The sequence below is a fragment of the Rhizobium sp. FKY42 genome (assembly GCF_005222835.1).
GTDB lineage: Bacteria > Pseudomonadota > Alphaproteobacteria > Rhizobiales > Rhizobiaceae > Neorhizobium.
In genome coordinates this window covers 617,181-636,522 of record NZ_STGA01000029.1, presented here as the reverse complement: position 1 = coordinate 636,522, position 19,342 = coordinate 617,181, and the positions used below count along the sequence as shown (strand labels likewise).

General features: G+C 58.4%; 17 protein-coding genes. 10 read left to right on the top strand and 7 right to left on the bottom strand.

Annotation, left to right across the window (positions count from 1 at the left end; genetic code table 11):
• The first annotated feature begins 3 nt into the window (after positions 1-3).
• From waaA to lpxK, 3 genes are read left to right on the top strand one after another with little or no spacing between them, the layout of a single operon-like run.
• Positions 4-1,320 (top strand): lipid IV(A) 3-deoxy-D-manno-octulosonic acid transferase, encoded by a 1,317-nt coding sequence (gene waaA, locus E8M78_RS13890; RefSeq protein ID WP_137135585.1) that lies wholly within the window; start codon positions 4-6, stop codon positions 1,318-1,320.
• Positions 1,320-2,054 (top strand): HAD family hydrolase, encoded by a 735-nt coding sequence (locus E8M78_RS13885; RefSeq protein ID WP_137135584.1) that lies wholly within the window; start codon positions 1,320-1,322, stop codon positions 2,052-2,054. Before waaA ends, E8M78_RS13885 begins: the two co-directional genes overlap by 1 nt.
• A gap of 38 nt (positions 2,055-2,092) precedes the next feature.
• The gene (gene lpxK, locus E8M78_RS13880) at positions 2,093-3,133 is read left to right on the top strand and encodes a tetraacyldisaccharide 4'-kinase (protein WP_137135583.1); all 1,041 of its coding nucleotides are present in this window, start codon (positions 2,093-2,095) and stop codon (positions 3,131-3,133) included.
• Here the strand turns inward: lpxK and E8M78_RS13875 are convergent.
• The gene (locus E8M78_RS13875; protein ID WP_137135582.1) at positions 3,125-3,364 is read right to left on the bottom strand and encodes a DUF2093 domain-containing protein; all 240 of its coding nucleotides are present in this window, start codon (positions 3,362-3,364) and stop codon (positions 3,125-3,127) included. The two genes, lpxK and E8M78_RS13875, sit on opposite strands and share 9 nt — an antisense overlap.
• Before the next feature lie 54 nt (positions 3,365-3,418).
• Entirely contained in the window at positions 3,419-5,254 is a 1,836-nt protein-coding gene (gene mutL, locus E8M78_RS13870) for a DNA mismatch repair endonuclease MutL (RefSeq protein WP_137135581.1), read from the bottom strand.
• Between the two features lie 286 nt (positions 5,255-5,540).
• Between mutL and E8M78_RS13865 the strand changes: the two genes are divergently transcribed.
• Both E8M78_RS13865 and E8M78_RS13860 read left to right on the top strand, forming a co-directional pair.
• Positions 5,541-7,205, top strand: a complete 1,665-nt coding sequence (locus E8M78_RS13865; protein WP_170973424.1) for a response regulator — start codon at positions 5,541-5,543, stop codon at positions 7,203-7,205.
• Between the two features lie 78 nt (positions 7,206-7,283).
• Positions 7,284-8,654 carry an EAL domain-containing protein gene (locus E8M78_RS13860; RefSeq protein ID WP_137135579.1) on the top strand — a complete coding sequence of 457 codons (1,371 nt, stop codon included), beginning with the start codon at positions 7,284-7,286 and terminating at the stop codon, positions 8,652-8,654.
• An 83-nt stretch (positions 8,655-8,737) separates the two neighbouring features.
• Here E8M78_RS13860 and E8M78_RS13855 read toward each other — a convergent pair whose 3' ends face one another.
• The 5 genes from E8M78_RS13855 to E8M78_RS13835 all read right to left on the bottom strand — a co-directional run bounded on the left by E8M78_RS13855 (position 8,738) and on the right by E8M78_RS13835 (position 12,800).
• Entirely contained in the window at positions 8,738-9,367 is a 630-nt protein-coding gene (locus E8M78_RS13855; protein WP_137135578.1) for a PRC-barrel domain-containing protein, read from the bottom strand.
• Between the two features lie 207 nt (positions 9,368-9,574).
• Positions 9,575-10,462, bottom strand: coding sequence for an SMP-30/gluconolactonase/LRE family protein (locus E8M78_RS13850; protein ID WP_137135577.1), 888 nt, complete (start codon positions 10,460-10,462; stop codon positions 9,575-9,577).
• The gene (locus E8M78_RS13845) at positions 10,459-11,097 is read right to left on the bottom strand and encodes a 2-dehydro-3-deoxy-6-phosphogalactonate aldolase (protein ID WP_137135576.1); all 639 of its coding nucleotides are present in this window, start codon (positions 11,095-11,097) and stop codon (positions 10,459-10,461) included. Before E8M78_RS13845 ends, E8M78_RS13850 begins: the two co-directional genes overlap by 4 nt.
• Before the next feature lie 12 nt (positions 11,098-11,109).
• Positions 11,110-12,024, bottom strand: a complete 915-nt coding sequence (locus E8M78_RS13840) for a 2-dehydro-3-deoxygalactonokinase (RefSeq protein ID WP_137135575.1) — start codon at positions 12,022-12,024, stop codon at positions 11,110-11,112.
• The gene (locus E8M78_RS13835) at positions 12,024-12,800 is read right to left on the bottom strand and encodes an SDR family oxidoreductase (protein WP_137135574.1); all 777 of its coding nucleotides are present in this window, start codon (positions 12,798-12,800) and stop codon (positions 12,024-12,026) included. The genes E8M78_RS13840 and E8M78_RS13835 overlap by 1 nt, the downstream gene beginning before the upstream one ends.
• Positions 12,801-12,918: 118 nt before the next feature.
• Between E8M78_RS13835 and E8M78_RS13830 the strand changes: the two genes are divergently transcribed.
• The 5 genes from E8M78_RS13830 (at position 12,919) to E8M78_RS13810 (ending at position 19,236) form a co-directional block, all read left to right on the top strand.
• Positions 12,919-13,704, top strand: a complete 786-nt coding sequence (locus E8M78_RS13830; RefSeq protein ID WP_137135573.1) for an IclR family transcriptional regulator — start codon at positions 12,919-12,921, stop codon at positions 13,702-13,704.
• A gap of 165 nt (positions 13,705-13,869) precedes the next feature.
• Positions 13,870-14,604, top strand: a complete 735-nt coding sequence (locus E8M78_RS13825; RefSeq protein ID WP_137135572.1) for a LuxR family transcriptional regulator — start codon at positions 13,870-13,872, stop codon at positions 14,602-14,604.
• Positions 14,605-14,995: 391 nt separating this feature from the next.
• On the top strand, positions 14,996-16,168 hold the full coding sequence (locus tag E8M78_RS13820) for an Mrp/NBP35 family ATP-binding protein (RefSeq protein ID WP_137135571.1): 1,173 nt from the start codon (positions 14,996-14,998) through the stop codon (positions 16,166-16,168).
• Positions 16,169-16,335: 167 nt separating this feature from the next.
• Positions 16,336-17,307, top strand: coding sequence for a magnesium transporter CorA family protein (locus tag E8M78_RS13815; RefSeq protein WP_281405068.1), 972 nt, complete (start codon positions 16,336-16,338; stop codon positions 17,305-17,307).
• Between the two features lie 66 nt (positions 17,308-17,373).
• Positions 17,374-19,236, top strand: a complete 1,863-nt coding sequence (locus E8M78_RS13810) for a potassium transporter Kup (RefSeq protein WP_246658339.1) — start codon at positions 17,374-17,376, stop codon at positions 19,234-19,236.
• The last annotated feature ends 106 nt before the right edge of the window (positions 19,237-19,342 follow it).

Here is a 19,342-nt window from a genome sequence, read left to right as displayed (position 1 = left end):
CAAGTGAGGAGCGGTATGGCGCAAGCAGCCCTTTTGGCGTACCGGCTGGCCGGAATTTGCGCCTATCCCCTCGCTGTCCCCTATCTTTCCTATCGCGCCTTCAAGGGCAAGGAAGACAGGGCCCGTCGCCTGGAGCGGTTCGGCCATCCCAGCCAGCCAAGGCCGCGCGGCCCTCTGGTTTGGGTACATGCAGCAAGTGTCGGCGAAACCAATGCCGTCATTCCGCTGATCAAGGAACTGGTGCGACGTGAGATCCATGTTCTCCTGACGACCGGCACCGTCACATCGGCCTCGCTCGTGGAAACGCGTCTGGCAGGCGAGGTCATCCACCAATATGTCCCGCTCGATCTGAAATTTTCGGTCAAGCGCTTTATTGCCTATTGGCATCCGGATGCGGCCATTACCGCAGAATCGGAAATCTGGCCGACAACAGTCGCAGAACTCTCGCGCCGCAACATTCCGCAGATCCGGGTGAATGCGCGTATATCGGACCGCTCCTTCGATCGCTGGAAAAATCATCTTTCCATTTCCGAGCTTCTGTTCGGCAAACTCGCGCTCGTGGTTGCGCGCTCGGATGTGGATGCGGAACGCTTCAAGGATCTGGGCGCCTGGCCGGTGGTGATATCCGGCAATCTCAAGGGCGACAGCGATCCGCCGCCCTGTGACGAGGCCGTGGTTGCGCGTTACCGTGCCCAGATCGGCCATCGCCCGACCTGGGCAGCTATCTGCACTTTCGCAGGCGAGGAAGAGGGCGCTGCCTTCGTGCACCGTGCCCTCAAGCCTCGTAACCAGCAATTGACGATTATCGTCCCGCGCCATCCGGAGCGTGGGGATGAGGTCGAGGCCATGCTGGTGGAAAAGGGGCTCGTCGTGGCTCGCCGTTCACGTGGCGACGAAATCACACCGGAAACGGATATTTTCCTCGGTGATACGATCGGCGAGATGGGGCTATATCTGCGGCTGACGGAAATTTCTTTCGTCGGTCGTTCGCTGACGGCGGAAGGCGGCCAGAACCCGATGGAGTCCGCGATGCTGAGCTGTGCCGTGCTCTCCGGTCCGAATGTGCAGAATTTCCGCGAGACCTATCAGCACATCGTCAAGCGAGGTGGTGCCCGGATGGTGCGCGATGTCGAGATGCTGGCCAAGGCCGTTCATTATCTGATGACGAACGAGCAGGCCCGTTACAAGATGATCGACAGCGGCCACGAGGCAATCCAGGATATGCGTGGCGCCCTATCGACGACGATCAAGGCGCTCGAACCCTACATCAACCCGTTGACGGTGACAGCCCGTCTGCGTCCTGCCGGTGCAGGTGGCTGATGGCAGACGCTGCGGATCTCTCCCACATCAAGGGCCTCCTGTTCGACAAGGATGGCACTCTCATCCGTTATGACGAAAGCTGGGGCCCAGTGAACCGCGAGGCTGCGCGCATTGCCGCGGCTGGCGGTGGCGTGGAACTGGAAGAACGCCTGATGAACGCCTGCGGCATGGATCCGGCGACGGGCAAGACCCGGCCTGACAGCCTGTTTGCGGCAGGGACTGCCGCTGAAATCGCGGCTGGTTTCGTCACCGCCGGTTCGCCGCTTGCCATTGGTCCTCTGACGATCGAACTGGACGACCTTTTTGTCCGGGCATCGGATTTTTCCGTGCCGGTGACGGATCTCGGCGGCTATTTCGGACGCCTGAAGGCGCGGGGCTTCAAGCTGGGGGTTGCCTCCAGTGATAACGAACGATCGATCCGCGAGACGGCCCGGCGGTTCGGCTTCATCGAGCACCTCGATTTCATAGCGGGCTATGACAGCGGCCATGGATGCAAGCCGGAACCGGGCATGGTGCTCGGCTTCTGCAAGGCTGTGGGTCTTGATCCTTCGCAGGTCGCTATGGTGGGGGACAATAATCACGATCTGCACATGGGGGCGGCAGCAGGTGCTGGCTTGAAGGTTGCCGTGCTGACGGGAACCGGCTCGCCCGCAACGCTGGAAGCCATGGCCGATCATGTGCTGGGCGATATCACAGGTCTGGAAGCGTTGTTGCCGCAGGCCCAGACGGCATGATGATCAGGTCCTTCGCATCGGATCGGAGGAGGGGTTAGATGGTTTCGGAAGCACCGCCATTCTGGTGGACGAAAGCCGACTGGCGTGCCTGGAGCCTGAGCCCCGTTTCCTATCTTTATGGCCGCATCGCCGGTCGCCGGATGGCCCGCAAGGATCGCCCTTCCGTTTCCGTCCCTGTCCTGTGCGTCGGCAATTTTACGGTAGGCGGTGCCGGCAAGACTCCAACGGCGTTCGCAATTGCAAAAGCAGCCATCAATAAAGGCCTGACGCCGGGCTTTTTGAGCCGTGGTTATGGCGGTTCACTCGATGTCACGACGCTGGTCGACCCGCATCACCACCGTGCCGACGCTGTGGGTGATGAGCCGCTGCTTCTGGCGCGGGAAGCCAAGACAGTGATCTCGCGCAGGCGCTTCGAGGGCGCAGAGCGTCTGGTTGCCGAAGGCTGCAATTTCATCATCATGGATGATGGCTTCCAGAGTGCCCGGCTGACGATTGACTTCGCGCTGGTTGTGGTGGATTCCGTGCGTGGGATCGGCAACGGTCATCTGGTTCCCGGTGGGCCGGTGCGGGCACCACTCGATCTGCAATTGCGGCAGATGTCATCCATGCTCAAGGTCGGCAATGGTCCGGCAGCAGATGCGCTGGTGCGCCGTGCCGCGCGGGCTGGCCGCCCGGTGCAGGTGGCCAATCTCGTGCCGATGGAAAATTCCGATCTCAAGGGAAAGCGGGTCTTCGCCTTTGCAGGCATCGCTGACCCGGCAAAATTCTACCGGACCGTTTCAATGGTGGGCGCGGAACTGGTCGCGACGCGCTCCTTTCCCGATCACCATTATTTTGCTGAGGATGAGATCCGGGATCTGTTGGTGGATGCGCGCAAGCAGGATCTGCAACTGGTGACGACGGCAAAAGACCGCGCCCGTCTGCTCGGACACCATGGTGCAACAGAAGAACTACTGCCGCAGCTGTCCGTCGTCGATGTGGAAATGGTCTTTGATGATCCGCACGCACCAGCGAAGATGATCGATCAGGCAATTCTCAACTGCCGCAATCGCCTGCTTACCAGCCGCCGATCAGGATAGAGCCCGTCGCTGGTTGGGAAGCGCACCGGCACGCTTTTCTGCCTCCAGCGATGATGCGCAATCGGCATAGGCCTCCTGTCGCGCCACGCTCCAGTAACGCAGTTCGTCGACGGGAATGATCGCTCCCGTCATGGCACAGGTCACGAAGGAACCCGGCTGCAGGATCTGGTAGTCGCCGTCCAGATAACGAATCTTCGCCTCGCGGCTGCCTCCGCCTTCAAAACGGTTCATCGGTCTTCTCCTGCGAAAAATCATGTGCGCTTGTAACGCCGAAAATCTTCAAGCTCAACTGCGTCCGAAAAGACGCTCGATATCGCTGAGCTTGAGTTCGATATAGGTTGGGCGTCCGTGGTTGCACTGGCCCGAACCCGGCGTCGCTTCCATCTGGCGCAGCAGCGCATTCATCTCGTCGGGACGAAGCCGTCGCCCGGAGCGGACAGAGCCATGGCAGGCCATGGTGGCGGCCACATGCTCCAGGCGACCTCTGAGGCCGTTCGCAGTGTTCCATTCTCCGATCTCGTCAGCCAGATCGCGAATGAGGCTTACCGCATCGACCTCGCCCAGCATGGATGGCGTTTCGCGAACGGCAATCGCTCCGGGACCGAAGCGTTCGATCGCAAGGCCAAGTCGGTCCAGCTCAGTTGCATGCATCATCAGCCGATCGCATTCTTCTTCCGGAAGATCCACAATCTCCGGTATGAGAAGAACCTGCGAGGTCAGCCTGTCCTTTTCCAGCGCTTTGCGCATCGCCTCGAAGACCAGCCTTTCGTGGGCGGCATGCTGATCGACGATCACAAGCCCGTTCTCCGTTTGTGCGACGATGTAATTCTCGTGCAACTGGGCCCGTGCTGCCCCCAGCCGATAGCCGGTCTCTGGAGGCACCGCCTCGGACGTGGGCCTGGAATCTGTGGCCTCGAACGTTTCGGAGACCCGCGCGCTGGGGGCCGCGAATTCCTGAAAGGAGTTTTGCCTCGCCTCCGAGAAACGCATGTCATGGTTGGCCGAAAGGGGGCGGGACGGGGACGATGCCGCTGACCAGCCGGCATTGTAGGTTGCTCTGGCCCAATTGGCTGGCTGTGCGGTCTCGGGACGAAAGGCACGCAGCAGCCCATCGGCGCCGGTCGTTGCCGCGCGGTCTCCCTCGCGGTTCAGCGCCTCGCGGATGGCGCCGACGATGAGGCCGCGAACAAGCCCCGGATCGCGGAAACGCACATCTGCCTTGGCCGGGTGAACATTGACATCCACCAGAGCCGGATCAAGCGTGAGCGAAAGCACGGCAACGGGATAGCGCCCTGCAGGAATAGTCTCGGCATAGGCTCCGCGGATGGCCGATAGGATCAGTTTGTCCTGAACGGGACGTCCGTTGACGAATGCATACTGATGACCGGAGTTGCCACGGTTGAAGGTGGGAAGACCAATGAAGCCGGTGAGGCCAACATCCTCGCGCAATGCGTCGATCTCGATTGCATTGTCCTTGAAATCGGCGCCGAGCACCTGCGCCATCCGCCCTAGCGGATCACCGCTGGTTGCCGGAAACTCAAGCGTCGAACGGTCTGAACCGCTTAAAGTGAAGCGGATATGGGGGAACGCAATTGCCATGCGTTTCACCACTTCGGTAATAGCTCCCGCTTCGGCACGTTCCGTCTTCAGGAACTTCAGCCGGGCTGGGGTCGCGAAAAAGATGTCGCGAACCTCCACTACCGTTCCCTGATTGGCGGCGGCCGGGCGCACGGGCGCCATCTTGCCGCCGACCACAGAGACTTCCACGCCTGTCGAAGAGCCTGCCTGTCGGCTGGTAATGGAGAGTTTCGCCACCGAACCGATGGAAGGCAACGCCTCGCCGCGAAAGCCCAGTGTCCGGATATCGTCGAGCGTTTCAGAGATCTTGGAGGTACAGTGACGGCGTACCGCAAGCGCAAGATCGTCCGCATTCATGCCGAAACCGTTATCGGTAATGCGGATCAGGCTTTTGCCCCCGCCTGCTGTCGCAATCTCGATGCGCGTCGCACCGGCATCGATGGCATTCTCGATCAGTTCCTTTGCAGCACTGGCGGGGCGTTCAATAACTTCGCCTGCGGCGATCTGGTTGATCAGTGTCTCGGACAATTGTTTTACGGGCATATCCTATTGTCTCGGATTTGCTCTGGCTTGAGAAGCCCGCATCGATGGTTCTCCCCTGCGCAGACGATTAAGTCGGGCTTAACATCCCTGCGATAAACTGAATAAGTAAAATTAAAGGCCGGGGCAGCTTCGCGCCAGTTTGCTTCTGTCTAACTCAGTGCGGTGAGAACAACGACCCGATCTTTATCCTATCGGGTAGTAAGGAATGAAATATTATGCGTCCGGCCCAGCGTATCTGCCGGCTCCGCTCTACGGAGGTTGTCCATCGGTACCGGATGAGTACGCGATGAGTGAAAACACGCATCCGGAAACTGAATTTCAGACGCAATTGCTTGAAATCGTTGCCGATGCCATTTCGGGCGCCTTTTTTGTTTATGACCGGAACGACACCATTCTATTCGCCAGTGCACAGGTGCGCAACTTTCTCCCGGTGCAGCCGGAACTTATGGCGCCAGGTGCGCGGCTTCGTGAACTGTTCGGCGCCATCTATGACAATGGCGGCTATTCCCCTCACAAGCCTGATCGCAGAAGCCGGGCTCCGGTCGGACGGGATGACTGGATCGTGGGTGAGATTGCCGCGCTCTGGAAGGAGCGTTCCGAATCAACCGAGCGGCGCGGCCCTGATCGGTGGATGAGCCTGACGCGACGTCGCTTCCCCTCTGGGTTCGGCGTCTGCGTGCTTCGGGATATCTCCGAGCATCGCAAACGGGAAGATCAGTGGCGTGCGGATCTGGAACGCGTCCAGGTCACCGAGGAAATCCTTGAAAACCTGCCGTTTCCGGTTCTGGTGAAGGATCGCTCGCTCACCCATGTCGGCGTCAACCGTTCCTGTGCAGCGCTCTACAATCGCCTTCCGGAAGATATTCTTGGACGTAACGCACGCGAGCTTCTTGCACCGGATCTGGCGGAGAGGGTGGACCGGATCAACTCCCAGGTTCTGGAAACAGGAGAGCCCTTCCAGATTGCCGAGCGCGTCGTGCGTGCTGATGGGTCGACAACGGCCATGCTGACGCGCAAATTCAGGGTGGGGAAACCAGGCCGGTATCTGGTCGTTACCATCATGGAAGATTTGTCGGATCTTCTGGGCGGTGGCCTGCCTGCGGACGCCATCTTCACCGGGATGGAAGGGCTGGATTTCGTTCATTCGGACATGCGACCGCCGGATACCTTGGTGGAGGAAGCCGTCGCACCTGTCCTTCCGATTGCCGGTCGGCGTGTCCTGCTGGTGACGGAGGACAGCCGGATCGAGCAGGATGGTCTGCCACAGATGTTGGGGCTTGGTCTCGATGCTACATCGGCCCGAAGCGCCGCGGAGGTGAAGGCGATTACCGATATCGCGGCTGAACGTCAGATGACGATCGACCTCATTGCCATCGACAGTGCGATGCCATTCGAATGCCTTGAGGTGGCGCAGGCCAGCGGCATCGATGTACTTGTCTTCGAAGCCTTCCAGATGGAACGCGAGTTGATGTCCAAGATCACCCGGCATCTGCTGCGCCCCAAAAACGAAAAGGTAGAGGAAGAACCAGACGTCGAATGGCAGGTCGCGGCCGAAGCTGCAGTCGATGTGCTGGTGGCGGAAGACAATGCCGTCAACCGCATCGTCTTTTCCCAGATCCTCGAAGGTTTCGGCTACACTTATGTCATCGCGGGCGATGGCGAGGAGGCCGTCCGGCTGTGGCGGGAACTCAATCCGCGTATCGTGCTTATGGATGTAACCTTGCCGAAGCTCAACGGATATGAGGCAGCCTCCAAGATACGCGAGACAGAAGAGGTGCCAGGGCGTACTCCTATCATCGGCGTTCTGTCACCCGCTGTGGAAGGTGACCGGGATGCCTGCTGGGCCGCCGGCATGAATGATGTCGTCATGAAGCCGCTGAGCCCGGATATTCTTGAAGACAAATTCCGCAAATATTTGACCGATAGCGTTAGCGCTATCAAGCGTGCATAAAACTTGTGTGCAACACTGATCCGATAATAAATTTTTCTTAATCATTCAGCACCATTCTGCCGATTGCTACATAATGAGATGTGGCGAACGAATGAAGCGGCGGCCGCATTGCCCCAGGTGACGCATAACGAACTTCAGGTCCTGGCCTATCGCGATCCTTTGACAGGGCTCGGGAACCGCCATCGCCTGCGCGAAAAGGTCCGCGCTCTTGTCTCCGAGCGTGCAGAAGACCCTGCGCCGTTTACGATCGGCATTGCCAACCTCGACGGGTTCAAGCCGATCAACGATCTTTTCGGCTCCCAGGCGGGCGACGAGATCCTGTGCCAGGTTGCACATCGTCTCAAGGCTTGCATCCCTGATGGAGCAACGGTCACACGGCACGAGGGAGACGAATTTGCTTTTCTGCTGCCTCTGGTCTTTGAGAAGACAAGCGCCGAACGCATTGGCCTGATGATCCGGGAAGTGCTCTCGGCGCCCTATGATCTGGGAGATCGCAACGTACGCCTCTCGGCATCTTTCGGCTTTGCCATCTATCCGTTTGCGGGAGAAGAGTTCGACGAGCTGCTGAAAAGCTCCGAAACCGCGCTTTATCGCTCGAAACGTCGAGGCCGCGGGCAGATCACGGTCTATTCCCGTGAGATCGCTCAGGAAATGAAGCGCTCCACCCAGTTGGAGCAGGCCTTGCGCAACGCCATCATGGCGGATGCGGTAGATGTGCATTTCCAGCCCATCGTTCGCATTCGGGATGGATCGGTCGTGGGCTTTGAAGCGCTGGCCCGCTGGATTGATGCCGATCTTGGCTTTGTCTCTCCTGCTGTCTTCGTACCTCTGGCAGAGGAACGGGGCTTCATCGATGCGCTGTCGGAAACGCTGCTGCGCAAGGCGGCGGAAGCGGCCCTTTCCTGGCCGCGAGAATTGTTTCTCTCCTTCAATCTATCGTCGGCTCAGTTGATGGATCCGACGACCGCGCCAACCATACTTGCGACATTGGCACGTGTGGGTCTCGATCCCGTCCGCCTTGAGCTTGAGATCACTGAAACCGCCGTTATGACATCTGCCGACACGGCAGAGCGCATCATTGCAGAACTGCGGCAGGTTGGTGTGCGGATATCGCTCGATGATTTCGGAACAGGCCAATCGAGCCTCGGGCGGTTGCGGGACTTCACCTTCGACAAGGTGAAAATCGACCGCGCTTTCGTATCTCGCATCACCACGGATCGGGCGTCGGAACATATCGTGAAGGCCATCATCGCCATGTGTGATGGTCTTGATCTGCAGGTCGTCGCCGAGGGAATCGAGGAAAAGGCCGACGCTGAGAAGCTCAAGGCGCTCGGCTGTTCCATGGGGCAGGGTTATTTTTACGGTCGTCCGGTCGATGCTGCCGCAACTCTCGACTATCTCGAACGCAACTATCGCGATTTTGCTGTGACCACGCGCGAAATTGCATAACGCTTTAGAAGGCGAAAAAGGGCGGTGCCGAAGCGCCGCCCTCAATCAATTGACAACGTTTCTCTCGTTCCAGCGGCTGCCCGTTATGGGCGGGCCTGCGTCGACGGGGTAGTGGCGTTGCCTGCCGGTGCCGCGCCACCCGTTGAGGAGGTGGTCGTGGTATCTGTTGCTTTCGAGCGCATCTCAGTCTGCTGGTCGCTCAGTGTCTTGAACTCTGGAGCAGCTTTCAGAGAGTCTGCTGTCTCGGTGGTTGTCAGGCGGGCATTATTGTTTTCATCGCGCGCCATCGTCAGCCTGCTCATCGGAACTGCGACGTCCTTTTCGCCGATGCCGAGGAAGCCGCCAACGCCGACTACTGCGGCGACAATGCCGCCGTTCTCTTCCAGGATGAGGTCATTCACATCACCGATGCTGTTGTTCTCGGCGTTATAGATCGCCTTGCCGATGTAGTCGTTCGCACTGATCTGTGTTTCGCTCTGCTGGGTGATGTATTCACCGGAAGCGGCGGCAGATGTTCTCGATGCGGTGCCGGGGGTGCTGTTCATCGCACCGCTGCTCGTTGTGCCGGACGCCTTTGGCATCATCATGTCCATCTGCTGTGCGTTCGGCGCCGCAGCCGGGGCCGTGGTGCTGGACTGTGCAAATGCCGGCGCGATTGCAGTGGAGGCCATCAGTACGGCGGCTGCAGCCATGGTGCTAAGGGTCTTCTTCATCTCGAACATACCTTCCTTGGTTTTTGCTCTTGAAGCGCGGTTTGGAGTAGTCTTCACCGCGCCGGTTCGAGAGGAGAATGTCGTTGGAGAGGGTAAGTTCCGTTCGAAAATGCTAAAAAAATAGGCGAAAATGCCGGAACATTTTCGCCTTGCCGTGGTTTCCGGCCACCCGCGGAAGGTGCCGGAAAAGTTGATGACGAAATGTCTTCAGAGTTTGAAATCGGGCTCGAACCGGCCCTTTACATCGATTGCCAGATCGAAAGTAAAGCCAGCCTTCGGGTCTGTCTCGCGTTCCTGTGCCGTTGCTCCTTCAAAGGCGGACGTCACGAACATGCGGCTGGCATTTTCGCCAAAAAATGCGGGGCAGCTGGTCCGCGCCGTGGGTAGTGCATATCGCGCCAGATGAGTGCCGTCGGGCGCGTATTTATCCACCGCAGACTGACCCCAGCGCGCATTCCAGATGGCTCCCTCGGCATCGCAAACGGAACCGTCTGCTCCACCCTCGCGGCTGCTGGTGTCGATGAAGACCGAAGCCTGTTCAGTCGGCAGGCCGGTCTTGGCATCGAGCGCAACCCGCATGATGCGGCTGTTGCGCGTATCGGTGAAATAGCCGATAGCCCCGTCCGGTGAAAAGCAGATGCTGTTGGGAATGCTGATTCCGGTGAAGATGCGGGTGACCTGATTTCCCGCAACGTGATAGATTGAACCGGCCCCGTCCTGAGCCTTCAGCCCCATCGTGCCGATCCATAGGGCGCCGCTCTGGTGCACGCGCCCGTCATTGGAGCGATTTCCCATATGGGCGGGTTCAAGCTCCAGATAGGCAGACAAAGCGCCCGTTGCGCGCTCGCGGATCATCAGTCCGCGCTCGGTTGCCAGCAACTGCCGCTCGCCGTCGATGCGGGCCAGAACACTTGCCTTGCAGGGCAGGGCATGCACCTTCTTCTCGCCGGCATCCAGCGAAAGCTCATGCAGTTCCTGACCCAGGATGTTGAACCAGTAGAGCGTTTTCGTGTGCGGGTCGTAGGTTGGACCTTCGCCCAGCATGCAAGGATGATCCGACAGGACGCTGCCTTTGAAGTCGAAGATTTCCGTCATGCGGCTTCTCCCATGGCGCGATCATAGGCCTCGATGGTGATGCGCGCCTTGGCGATCACCTCCGCAGCGCTCATGCCCGGCTTGTAGAGGCTGGAGCCCAGACCAAAGGCCGTGATGCCACCTTTGACATAGTCGGCGAAGTTGGTGTCGGACACGCCGCCCACGGCCGCAATCAGCAGATCCTTCGGCAGAACTGCGCGGATGGCGTTGATGCCGGATGGACCAAGAACGTTGGCGGGGAAGAATTTAAGACCCGTTGCGCCAGCCTTCGCGGCAGCCAGTGCCTCGGTTGCCGTAAAGCAGCCCGGCAGCGTGATCATGCCTTTTGCCGCCGCAAGCGAAATCACCTCCGGCTCCACATTCGGGCTCACCATCAATCTGCCGCCCGCATCGTCCAGCGATTGAACATCTTCGACGGTCAGTACCGTGCCTGCGCCGATCAGGCAGTCGGCAGGCGCCATCTTCGCAGCGATTTCGATGGACCGGAACGGATCCGGCGAGTTGAGCGGGATTTCGATTGCCGTAAAGCCGGTATCGATCAGTCCGCCGACCACCGCCTGCGTTTCCTCGGGTTTCAGCCCCCGCAGGATGGCGACCAGCGGACGCTTCATGTCTGGAAAGGGAATACGGCTCATGTGCGGAACCTTCTAATGCGCAAAAAAGAGGGAATGGGCGGCTGAGGCAAGCCCGTTGCGAACGGCGAGATCCGCATCCACGGTCTCGAAGTCGAGATCGAGGGCGGAGAATGCGGCTTCATACAGGGTTTGCAGTTTGCCGGATGCGACCAGCTGAACGGTTGCGTCTGTTCCGGCAATGGAAAGCCCGCCAGCGAATTCGGTACCAATCAGCAAGCCCGACAATCGAGCCGCCGCCGAGGTTGCATCCAGCCCGTGCAACAGCTGTCCGGACCGGCATGTGAAAATGAGATTGGTGAACATGGCCGGGTTTTCGCGCGCTTGTTTCACCGCAGCGATGAAGGCCGGATGGGAACCATCGAAACTGCCGGCCTCAGCCATGGCGTGTTTCAGGATCGTATGCTTCGACAGAGCGTCGAAAACTTCGCCGGTCATGAACGACGAAAAGCTGGTGACGGCATCGCCATCCACGCGCACCCATTTCGAATGCGTTCCCGGCATGCAGACAAGCCGTTGGCTGGCAGTGCTGGCAGAGCCCAGCAATTGGGTTTCCTCGCCGCGCATGACATCGGGCATGGTATCGCTACGCTGGGCGATCCCCGGCAAAATCCGGATGTCCCGCTCTTCCGCCGGAACACGGACGGCATTTGAAAGAACCGTCGAAAGCCTTGCCGGGACATCGACATAACCGGCCTCGACCCAACCCTGACGGGCTCCCGCCATGCCGCAGATAACCACGGGCAGGGCAGCACTTGCCTGAACGGCCTGCAGGTGGGAGGACAGGACAGTACCAAAGCCGATGGAGGCGGCCGTCGTCATGCCTTCGCCGCTGCGCCGCTCCGCCAGCACATTATCATCTCTATCCATAAGCCACAGCCGGAAGCTGGACGTGCCCCAGTCTATGGCCACATAGGCGGACTCATTCATCAGAGCACTCCTCCATCTACGGTTATCCATTGTGCAGTCATTCCCGCCGATGCGGACGATGCCAGGAACAGGCATGGTCCCACTATGTCGGCGGGCAAAAGATTACGCTTGAGGCACTGCCGATCGCGCATCGCGGCCATGCCGTCTTCCGTCAGCCAGAGCTTCAATTGACGCTCCGTTACCACCATGCCCGGCAGGATGGCATTCACGCGCACACCCTCCGGCCCCAGACGTCCGGCCAGGCTTTTGTTCAGGCCCAGAACGCCGGCCTTGGCGGTCGTATAGCTCGGCATTGCCCCCATATTCAGCATGAAGGCAATCGAGGACATGTTGACGATCGCGCCCCTGCCGTCGCGGATGAGAGCGGGAGCCGCAGCCTGGGCAGCAAACGCCATGTGCTTCAGGTTGATGGCCTGGTTTTCATCCCAATAGTCCTCGCTCATGTCGAGAAGCTCGTGGCGGTCGTCTCGGGCCGCATTGTTGACCAGAACCCCAAGCCCCCCGAGGCGGAGAATAGCCTCCTCCACCGCGGAACGGATTTCAGACACATTGCGCAGATCGGCTTTCAGGAAATGAACCGTATGCCGGCTTCTCGCGCTCAATCCGGCGGCAAGATGCTGCGAGGGTTCTTCCGCAAAATCAAGGAAGGCGACCCTCGCGCCCTGCATGGCAAAGGCCTCGGTAAGCGCAGCGCCGATGCCGGAGCCGCCACCGGTGATCAGCACGCCGCGATCCTGAAGATCGGGAAAGGAAGGGGCAGGGGGTAGCGAACTCATGGATTTCACGACAGGCCTGATAGTTCCATTATTTGGAAACATGTTTGACTATGTGGAATAAAACATCTATTATCGTCTGGATGTCAATAAGAAGGCGCGCGCGAACAACGAGGCTTCGATGTCATCCAGCGAAGATACAGGCACTTTAGGCAAGGCGATCAATCTGCTGGATCTCATTGCATCGGCGCCGGATGCCTTGCGGTTCAGCGATCTGTTGAAGCTTACGGGCCAGCCGAAAGGCAGCCTTCATCGGCAGCTTCGTCATCTGGTCGTTGAGGGTCTGGTCGACATATCACCTGACGGCGCCTATCAGCCGGGAATCCGTCTCCTGAAATTCGCCTCCCGAGCCTGGGCACGCAATACCGTGCGCAAGCTGGCAGAACCGCATATGAAGGTGCTGCATGATATCACCGGGGAGACCGTCCATTTCGGAATGCTGCGTGGAGCCGAAATTGTTTATCTCGACAAACTGGAAAGCAGGCAGGCTGTCCGTATGCATTCCCAGGTGGGAAACGCATCGCCGGTCTATTGCACCGGCATCGGCAAGGCCGCCATTTCATGTCTGGCGGAGGATCGTCTTGCTGACCTCGTCCAGCAAGTGCGCTTTCACCGTTATACGGCCAGTACGATTACGGATGCTGCCGCGCTTCGAGACGCATTGGGCCTGATCCGGCAACGCGGCTATGCAGAAGACCTGGAAGAACATCAGGCCGGAATATGCTGCGTTGCCGCTTCGGTTGTCGTTGCCTCCCAGAATTTCATCGGCGGAATTTCGGTAACAGCCCCGGTGTTCAGAGCAGGGTCACTGGAACGTGGAGAATGGGTTGCGCCTGTGCGCCGGGCCGCGGGTTCGATCGCCGAAGACATGGCCTACGGTCTCAGTCCTGCCCATCAAGACAGATGATAAAGATTCAGATTGAGACTCGATTTTTGTAATACAATTGTGTATTGAACATCAGAAATTTAAACATATTTTGCAATTTCGTAATGAATGCACGGTATTAATTTAATTTAGAATTGCTAATGCAATTATGTTCTAAAATAAACAAAGAAAATGCGATACCAGTTCATGGATGGATTTGCCGATTTTCCCGCTCACCGGGCGTTTGTGGCCAATTGGCTGGCAGCACTTGAGAGAATTCAGACGCAGTTTGAAATCTTTCGGCTGATGCGACAGCTATCCGAGCAGTTTAACTGCAATGCTTTCGTCGTTGCAGACCTGCCGGATCCAACAGAGACCGAGCTTTCCGCAAGCTCCATCATCACCAACGGCCCTCCTGAACTTATCGCCCTTTTCGATCAGGACAAATTCCTGGGCAGCAGTCCAGTCATCCACAGGATCCGCGTGAGTGTCCTGCCTTTCCAATTCGACCTCAAGGATATAGCCGAAGAACGTGGTAGCCAGGCGGTCAGGGAATTGTTCGCTCGTTTTGGCATGGACAGCGGCGCAGTGTTTCCGGTCCATGATTCATCCGGCAAGCGGGGTTGGGCAGGGCTTTGTGGGCAGGGGGTCGGCTTTTCCCTTTATGAGATGATGGCGCTCTCCTACTGCCTCAACCATGTCTATCACCAACTGGCGCATCTGCGCTCGCAGGATATCCGGGTCAACGACAAGCTGGCCGATCGCGAACTTGCATGTTTGACATGGACCGCTGCCGGCAAGACGAGTGCGGAAATCGCGGAAATCCTGAGCCTGTCGGAGCATACCGTTAACCACTATCTCAACCGTGCGACCCGGAAGTTGGATGCCGTCAACCGCACGCAGGCTGTCGCCAAGGCGATCCGCAGCAATCTGATCGCCTGAAAGGCATTTCAAGGCAATTCGTTCTTCTGTAGCTTAAAGTTTCGGCAGCGCCAATCTTTCATCATCCCTCAAGAGTTTGCCACCTTGGCAATAATGCCGTGTTCATGCGCAAAATGAAGTTTGGCACGCTTCGTGCATAGCTTTCTGCGGTCCAGAGGGGACTGGAAAGCGCACACAGAGGCGCGATCAAAAAAACCGCCGGATGGCGTAGCGCGGTCTTGCAACTGCAGCAGCGCCATCCGGCGTTTTCGTTTCCAGCCACCGCTCGATTGTCTCACATGTCGCATACCAGTACTTGGCGGTTGCGCTTTCATCGCGGCGCTCACTATATGTGCAGTCGATAACATCATCGGTCGGGAATTGCCGGTGCAGACAGCAGGAGCGAGCGGATATGGCCGAAGTAACCAAGGATCTTGTCATCGATAGACTCCGCAAGGTGCGCGGACCAGATCTGGAAGGCGATCTCATCTCCCGCAACATGGTGTCGGATGTCTTCATTGCAGATGGGAAGGTCTATTTCTCCATCAGCGTACCCTCGGAGCGTGCTGAAGAACTTGAGCCCATGCGGCAAGCCGCCGAACGGGCCGTAAAAGCAATTCCGGGCGTAAAAGGCGCACTCGTCACCCTCACGGCTGATCGCAAGGCAGGAGCCGCCGCTGGCGCTAAACCCGCAGCAGCGCCGCCCCAGAACTCCGGCCATTCCCATTCAGGCCACTCTCACGCCGGGCATTCACATGCTGCGCAAGGCGGCCGAGCGCAGAAAGCCGGTGTTCCAGGTGTCGGCGCCATCATCGCTGTCGCATCCGGCAAGGGCGGCGTCGGAAAGTCCACGACCGCCGTCAATCTCGCGTTGGGTCTCATGGCCAATGGTCTGAAGGTCGGCCTGCTGGATGCCGATATCTACGGTCCTTCGGTGCCGCGCCTGCTCAAGATTTCTGGTCGGCCCAAACAGATCGACAACCGCATCATCGTGCCCATGGAAAATTATGGCCTCAAATCCATGTCCATCGGCTATCTGGTCGATGAGGATGCTGCCATGATCTGGCGCGGACCGATGGTACAGTCGGCCATTCTGCAAATGCTTCGCGAGGTCGCCTGGGGCGAACTCGATGTTCTGATCGTCGACATGCCGCCCGGCACGGGAGACGCACAACTGACTATGGCGCAGCAGGTGCCCCTCGCCGGTGCCGTCATCGTGTCGACGCCGCAGGATCTTGCCCTGATCGATGCGCGCAAGGGCATTGCCATGTTCAGGAAAGTAGAAGTCCCACTTCTCGGAATCATTGAGAACATGAGCTATTTTCTCGCGCCGGATACTGGCAAGCGCTACGATATCTTCGGCCATGGCGGCGCTCGGGCAGAGGCAGAGAGGATTGGCGTTCCATTCCTCGGCGAAGTGCCACTCACCATGGAAATCCGTGAGAAATCCGATGCAGGAACGCCCGTCGTCGTGGCTGACCCTAACGGCGCTGCCGCTGAAGTGTATAAGGGTATTGCGCGCCAGGTCTGGGAACAATTGGCTGGGCGCCGGGCAAGACCCGCACCAAACATTGTCTTCGAATAACCTGCGAAGCCGACGCTTTCAGTTTGATACAAATGCAAGCAAGGATTCGTTTTGCTTGCATTTATCAAGGGCAGGTCTTATACGCGCCCCCGTTTGGGACGGGGAACCGGAACTGAGGTCCTACTATTGTAATGTGCCGTGCATGATGCACCGGCACGGAGATGCCCTTGATCAACGCTTACCTGTCCAACGGTTCCGTCAGCGAACTGACGCTCAACAAGCCGGAATTTCTTCTTTCTGACGATGTCGTATGGATTGATCTCCATCATCCGACATCCGAGGAGGATCGGTTCGTCGAGCAGCTTCTCAGCATCTCGATCCCCACCCGGGACGAGTTGAAGGATATCGAGCCGTCCAGCCGGCTGTATGCCGAAAACGGCGCGCTCTACATGACCGGGTCACTGGTCTGGCGCGCAGACAGCCGAGACTCCAAACTCACGGATGTTGCGTTCATTCTCACGGCGGAACGGCTTGTCACGGTCCGTTACGCGGACCCGAAGTCCTTCAGCCTCTTTGTCGCAGCGCTCGGCCGCGCACCGGAGGAGACTTGTAACGGGCGCACCCTTCTGGCGCATCTTCTGGAGACGATCGCGGATCGCACGGCGGAGATCATGGAGACCGTGGTGTCTCGGGTGGATCATCTGGCCACAGATATCTTTCGCGAACGAACCGAGCGGCGTCCACCGAAATTCCTGGAAAGCAAGTTGGCTGAAATCGCCGAGGTTCACCGCCTTGTCGGAAAGGTACGTGACAGTCTCGGCTCGCTCTCTCGCCTGCTGACCTTTTTGCAGAATGCCTCCGTCATCCAGAAGGACGAGGACGTACGCAAACTGTGTGCAACTGTCGCACAGGACGTAACAACGCTTTCGGAGCATGCCAGTTTCGTGGCAGGTAATATAGCCTTCCTTCTGGATGCTTCACTGGGCCTGATCAATGTCGAGCAGAATGCCATCATCAAGATCTTCTCGATTGCCTCGGTGGTCTTTTTGCCACCAACACTCGTGGCATCGATCTACGGCATGAATTTCCAACATATGCCGGAACTGTCCTGGCAACTGGGCTATCCGCTTGCCCTGTTCGCCATGGTGCTTTCCGCCATCATTCCCTTTTTCTTCTTCCGCTGGAAAGGCTGGCTCTAAAGGCCGGATCTTTGGATGTCACACGAGACTGAAGCACAGGTTCACGACGACAAGAGCCTCAAGCACATGCTGGCGCTCACGCTGGGTTCGATCGGCGTCGTCTATGGCGACATCGGCACCAGTCCGCTCTACGCTTTTCGCGAAGCGCTGCGGCCAGTTTCCGCCGATGGTCTGACCAATGTCGAGATTATCAGCATCATTTCCCTGATGATCTGGACGCTCACCATCATCGTGACCATCAAATATGTTCTTTTTCTGCTGCGTGCGGATAACGACGGCGAGGGCGGAACACTGTCTTTGCTGGCCATGCTGATCAAGACCGCTGGCGGAAACAAGATGGCGCTCATCATCCTGGGTCTTATCGGGGCCGCGCTGTTTCTCGGCGATGCTATGATCACCCCGGCCCTCTCGGTTCTATCGGCCGTCGAGGGGTTGAAGTTGGTGACGCCTGCCTTCGACGAGTGGGTATTGCCGATCTCGATTGTCATCCTGATCGCACTGTTTGCCATCCAGTCTCAAGGCACGGCCAAGGTTTCGCGGTTTTTTGGACCGATTACCGCTCTCTGGTTCATCGCCATGGGTCTGGGGGGTGTCCTGCACATCACCGATGATCTCAGCATCCTCTATGCTTTCAACCCGGTTTATGCGGTCACCTTTCTGTTCAATGAGGGGTTTCTTGGGATCGTCGTCCTGGGCGCTGTCTTCCTGACCGTGACAGGAGCTGAAGCGCTCTATGCGGATCTTGGACATTTCGGGCGCCGCCCGATCCAGTGGGCCTGGTTCGTTCTGGTTTTTCCGGCGCTCACGCTGAACTATCTGGGGCAGGGTGCATTGGTCATGCAGAACCCGGAAGCCGCATCGAATCCGTTCTACCTGATGTTCCCCTCCTGGGCGCTTCTGCCCATGGTCCTGCTGGCAACAGCCGCAACCATCATCGCCAGCCAGGCCGTGATTACCGGCGGCTTTTCGCTTGTCCGGCAGGCCATTCACCTTGGTTATCTGCCGCGCATGCAGATCCTGTTCACGTCTGAGACGAATACCGGGCAGATCTTCCTGCCGGCCGTCAATCTGGTTCTCCTGATCGGCGTTTTGGCACTCGTCCTCGGTTTCGAAAGTTCCGATGCGCTCGCTACGGCCTATGGAATCTCGGTTACGGGAGCCATGGTGGTGACGACCATGATGGCCTTCGAATTCGTCCGTGCGCGCTGGCGCTGGCCCCGCTGGGTCGCGGCCCTGGCGCTCGCGCCGCTTCTTGCACTCGAAGTCGTTTTCCTGGGCGCAAACCTGCTCAAGATCCACGATGGTGGCTATGTGCCTGTCATGATGGCGGCGGGCTTCACCATTGTCATGTGGACTTGGAAGCGCGGTACACTCATCCTCGCCGAGAAGACAAAGCGCATTGACGTGCCGCTCACCAGCTTTGCCACCTCGATCGAGAAATCCATCGAGAACAAGAGCAAGCATGCACCCGTCAGCGTGCCGGGAACGGCCATTTTCCTCACCAGCGATCCGGAATCCGCGCCTGCCGCCTTGATGCACAATCTCAAGCATAACCACGTGCTGCACGAGAGAAATGTGATCCTGACCATTCGCACGGTCAACAAACCGCGCGTGGCCCAGGAGAATTCGTTCTCTGTCGAAAAGCTCAACGAGCGCTTCACGCTCATCGAACTTCGATATGGCTTCATGCAGTCGCACAACGTGTCGCAGGCGCTGGGTTATCTGCGCAAATGCGGCATCAAGTTCGACATCATGTCGACGTCTTTCTATCTCGGACGCCGAAAGCTTGTGCCGGATGCCGAATCAGGCATGCCAATGTGGCAGGACAGGCTCTTCATCGGGCTTGCCAATACAGCCACGGATCCTTCCGATTACTTCCATCTACCCGCTAATCGCGTGGTCGAGCTTGGTTCGCACGTCATCATTTGATGGCGTTTCCTGCGGGGGTGTGCGTTGAACCTGTCACACCCGCGTGAGCGGCAGCGTATCATTTAGGTCGGTTAACCGTCCATTAGGGTTAATATTAGATTCTCCA

What these genes read in the sequence shown, in the direction of transcription:
- E8M78_RS13885 (WP_137135584.1), top strand. Translation starts at nt 1,320, where the DNA reads ATGGCAGACGCTGCGGATCTCTCCCACATCAAGGGCCTCCTGTTCGAC.
- lpxK (WP_137135583.1), top strand. Translation starts at nt 2,093, where the DNA reads ATGGTTTCGGAAGCACCGCCATTCTGGTGGACGAAAGCCGACTGGCGT.
- E8M78_RS13875 (WP_137135582.1), bottom strand. Translation starts at nt 3,364, where the DNA reads ATGAACCGTTTTGAAGGCGGAGGCAGCCGCGAGGCGAAGATTCGTTAT.
- mutL (WP_137135581.1), bottom strand. Translation starts at nt 5,254, where the DNA reads ATGCCCGTAAAACAATTGTCCGAGACACTGATCAACCAGATCGCCGCA.
- E8M78_RS13865 (WP_170973424.1), top strand. Translation starts at nt 5,541, where the DNA reads ATGAGTGAAAACACGCATCCGGAAACTGAATTTCAGACGCAATTGCTT.
- E8M78_RS13860 (WP_137135579.1), top strand. Translation starts at nt 7,284, where the DNA reads ATGTGGCGAACGAATGAAGCGGCGGCCGCATTGCCCCAGGTGACGCAT.
- E8M78_RS13855 (WP_137135578.1), bottom strand. Translation starts at nt 9,367, where the DNA reads ATGAAGAAGACCCTTAGCACCATGGCTGCAGCCGCCGTACTGATGGCC.
- E8M78_RS13850 (WP_137135577.1), bottom strand. Translation starts at nt 10,462, where the DNA reads ATGACGGAAATCTTCGACTTCAAAGGCAGCGTCCTGTCGGATCATCCT.
- E8M78_RS13845 (WP_137135576.1), bottom strand. Translation starts at nt 11,097, where the DNA reads ATGAGCCGTATTCCCTTTCCAGACATGAAGCGTCCGCTGGTCGCCATC.
- E8M78_RS13840 (WP_137135575.1), bottom strand. Translation starts at nt 12,024, where the DNA reads ATGAATGAGTCCGCCTATGTGGCCATAGACTGGGGCACGTCCAGCTTC.
- E8M78_RS13835 (WP_137135574.1), bottom strand. Translation starts at nt 12,800, where the DNA reads ATGAGTTCGCTACCCCCTGCCCCTTCCTTTCCCGATCTTCAGGATCGC.
- E8M78_RS13830 (WP_137135573.1), top strand. Translation starts at nt 12,919, where the DNA reads ATGTCATCCAGCGAAGATACAGGCACTTTAGGCAAGGCGATCAATCTG.
- E8M78_RS13825 (WP_137135572.1), top strand. Translation starts at nt 13,870, where the DNA reads ATGGATGGATTTGCCGATTTTCCCGCTCACCGGGCGTTTGTGGCCAAT.
- E8M78_RS13820 (WP_137135571.1), top strand. Translation starts at nt 14,996, where the DNA reads ATGGCCGAAGTAACCAAGGATCTTGTCATCGATAGACTCCGCAAGGTG.
- E8M78_RS13810 (WP_246658339.1), top strand. Translation starts at nt 17,374, where the DNA reads ATGCTGGCGCTCACGCTGGGTTCGATCGGCGTCGTCTATGGCGACATC.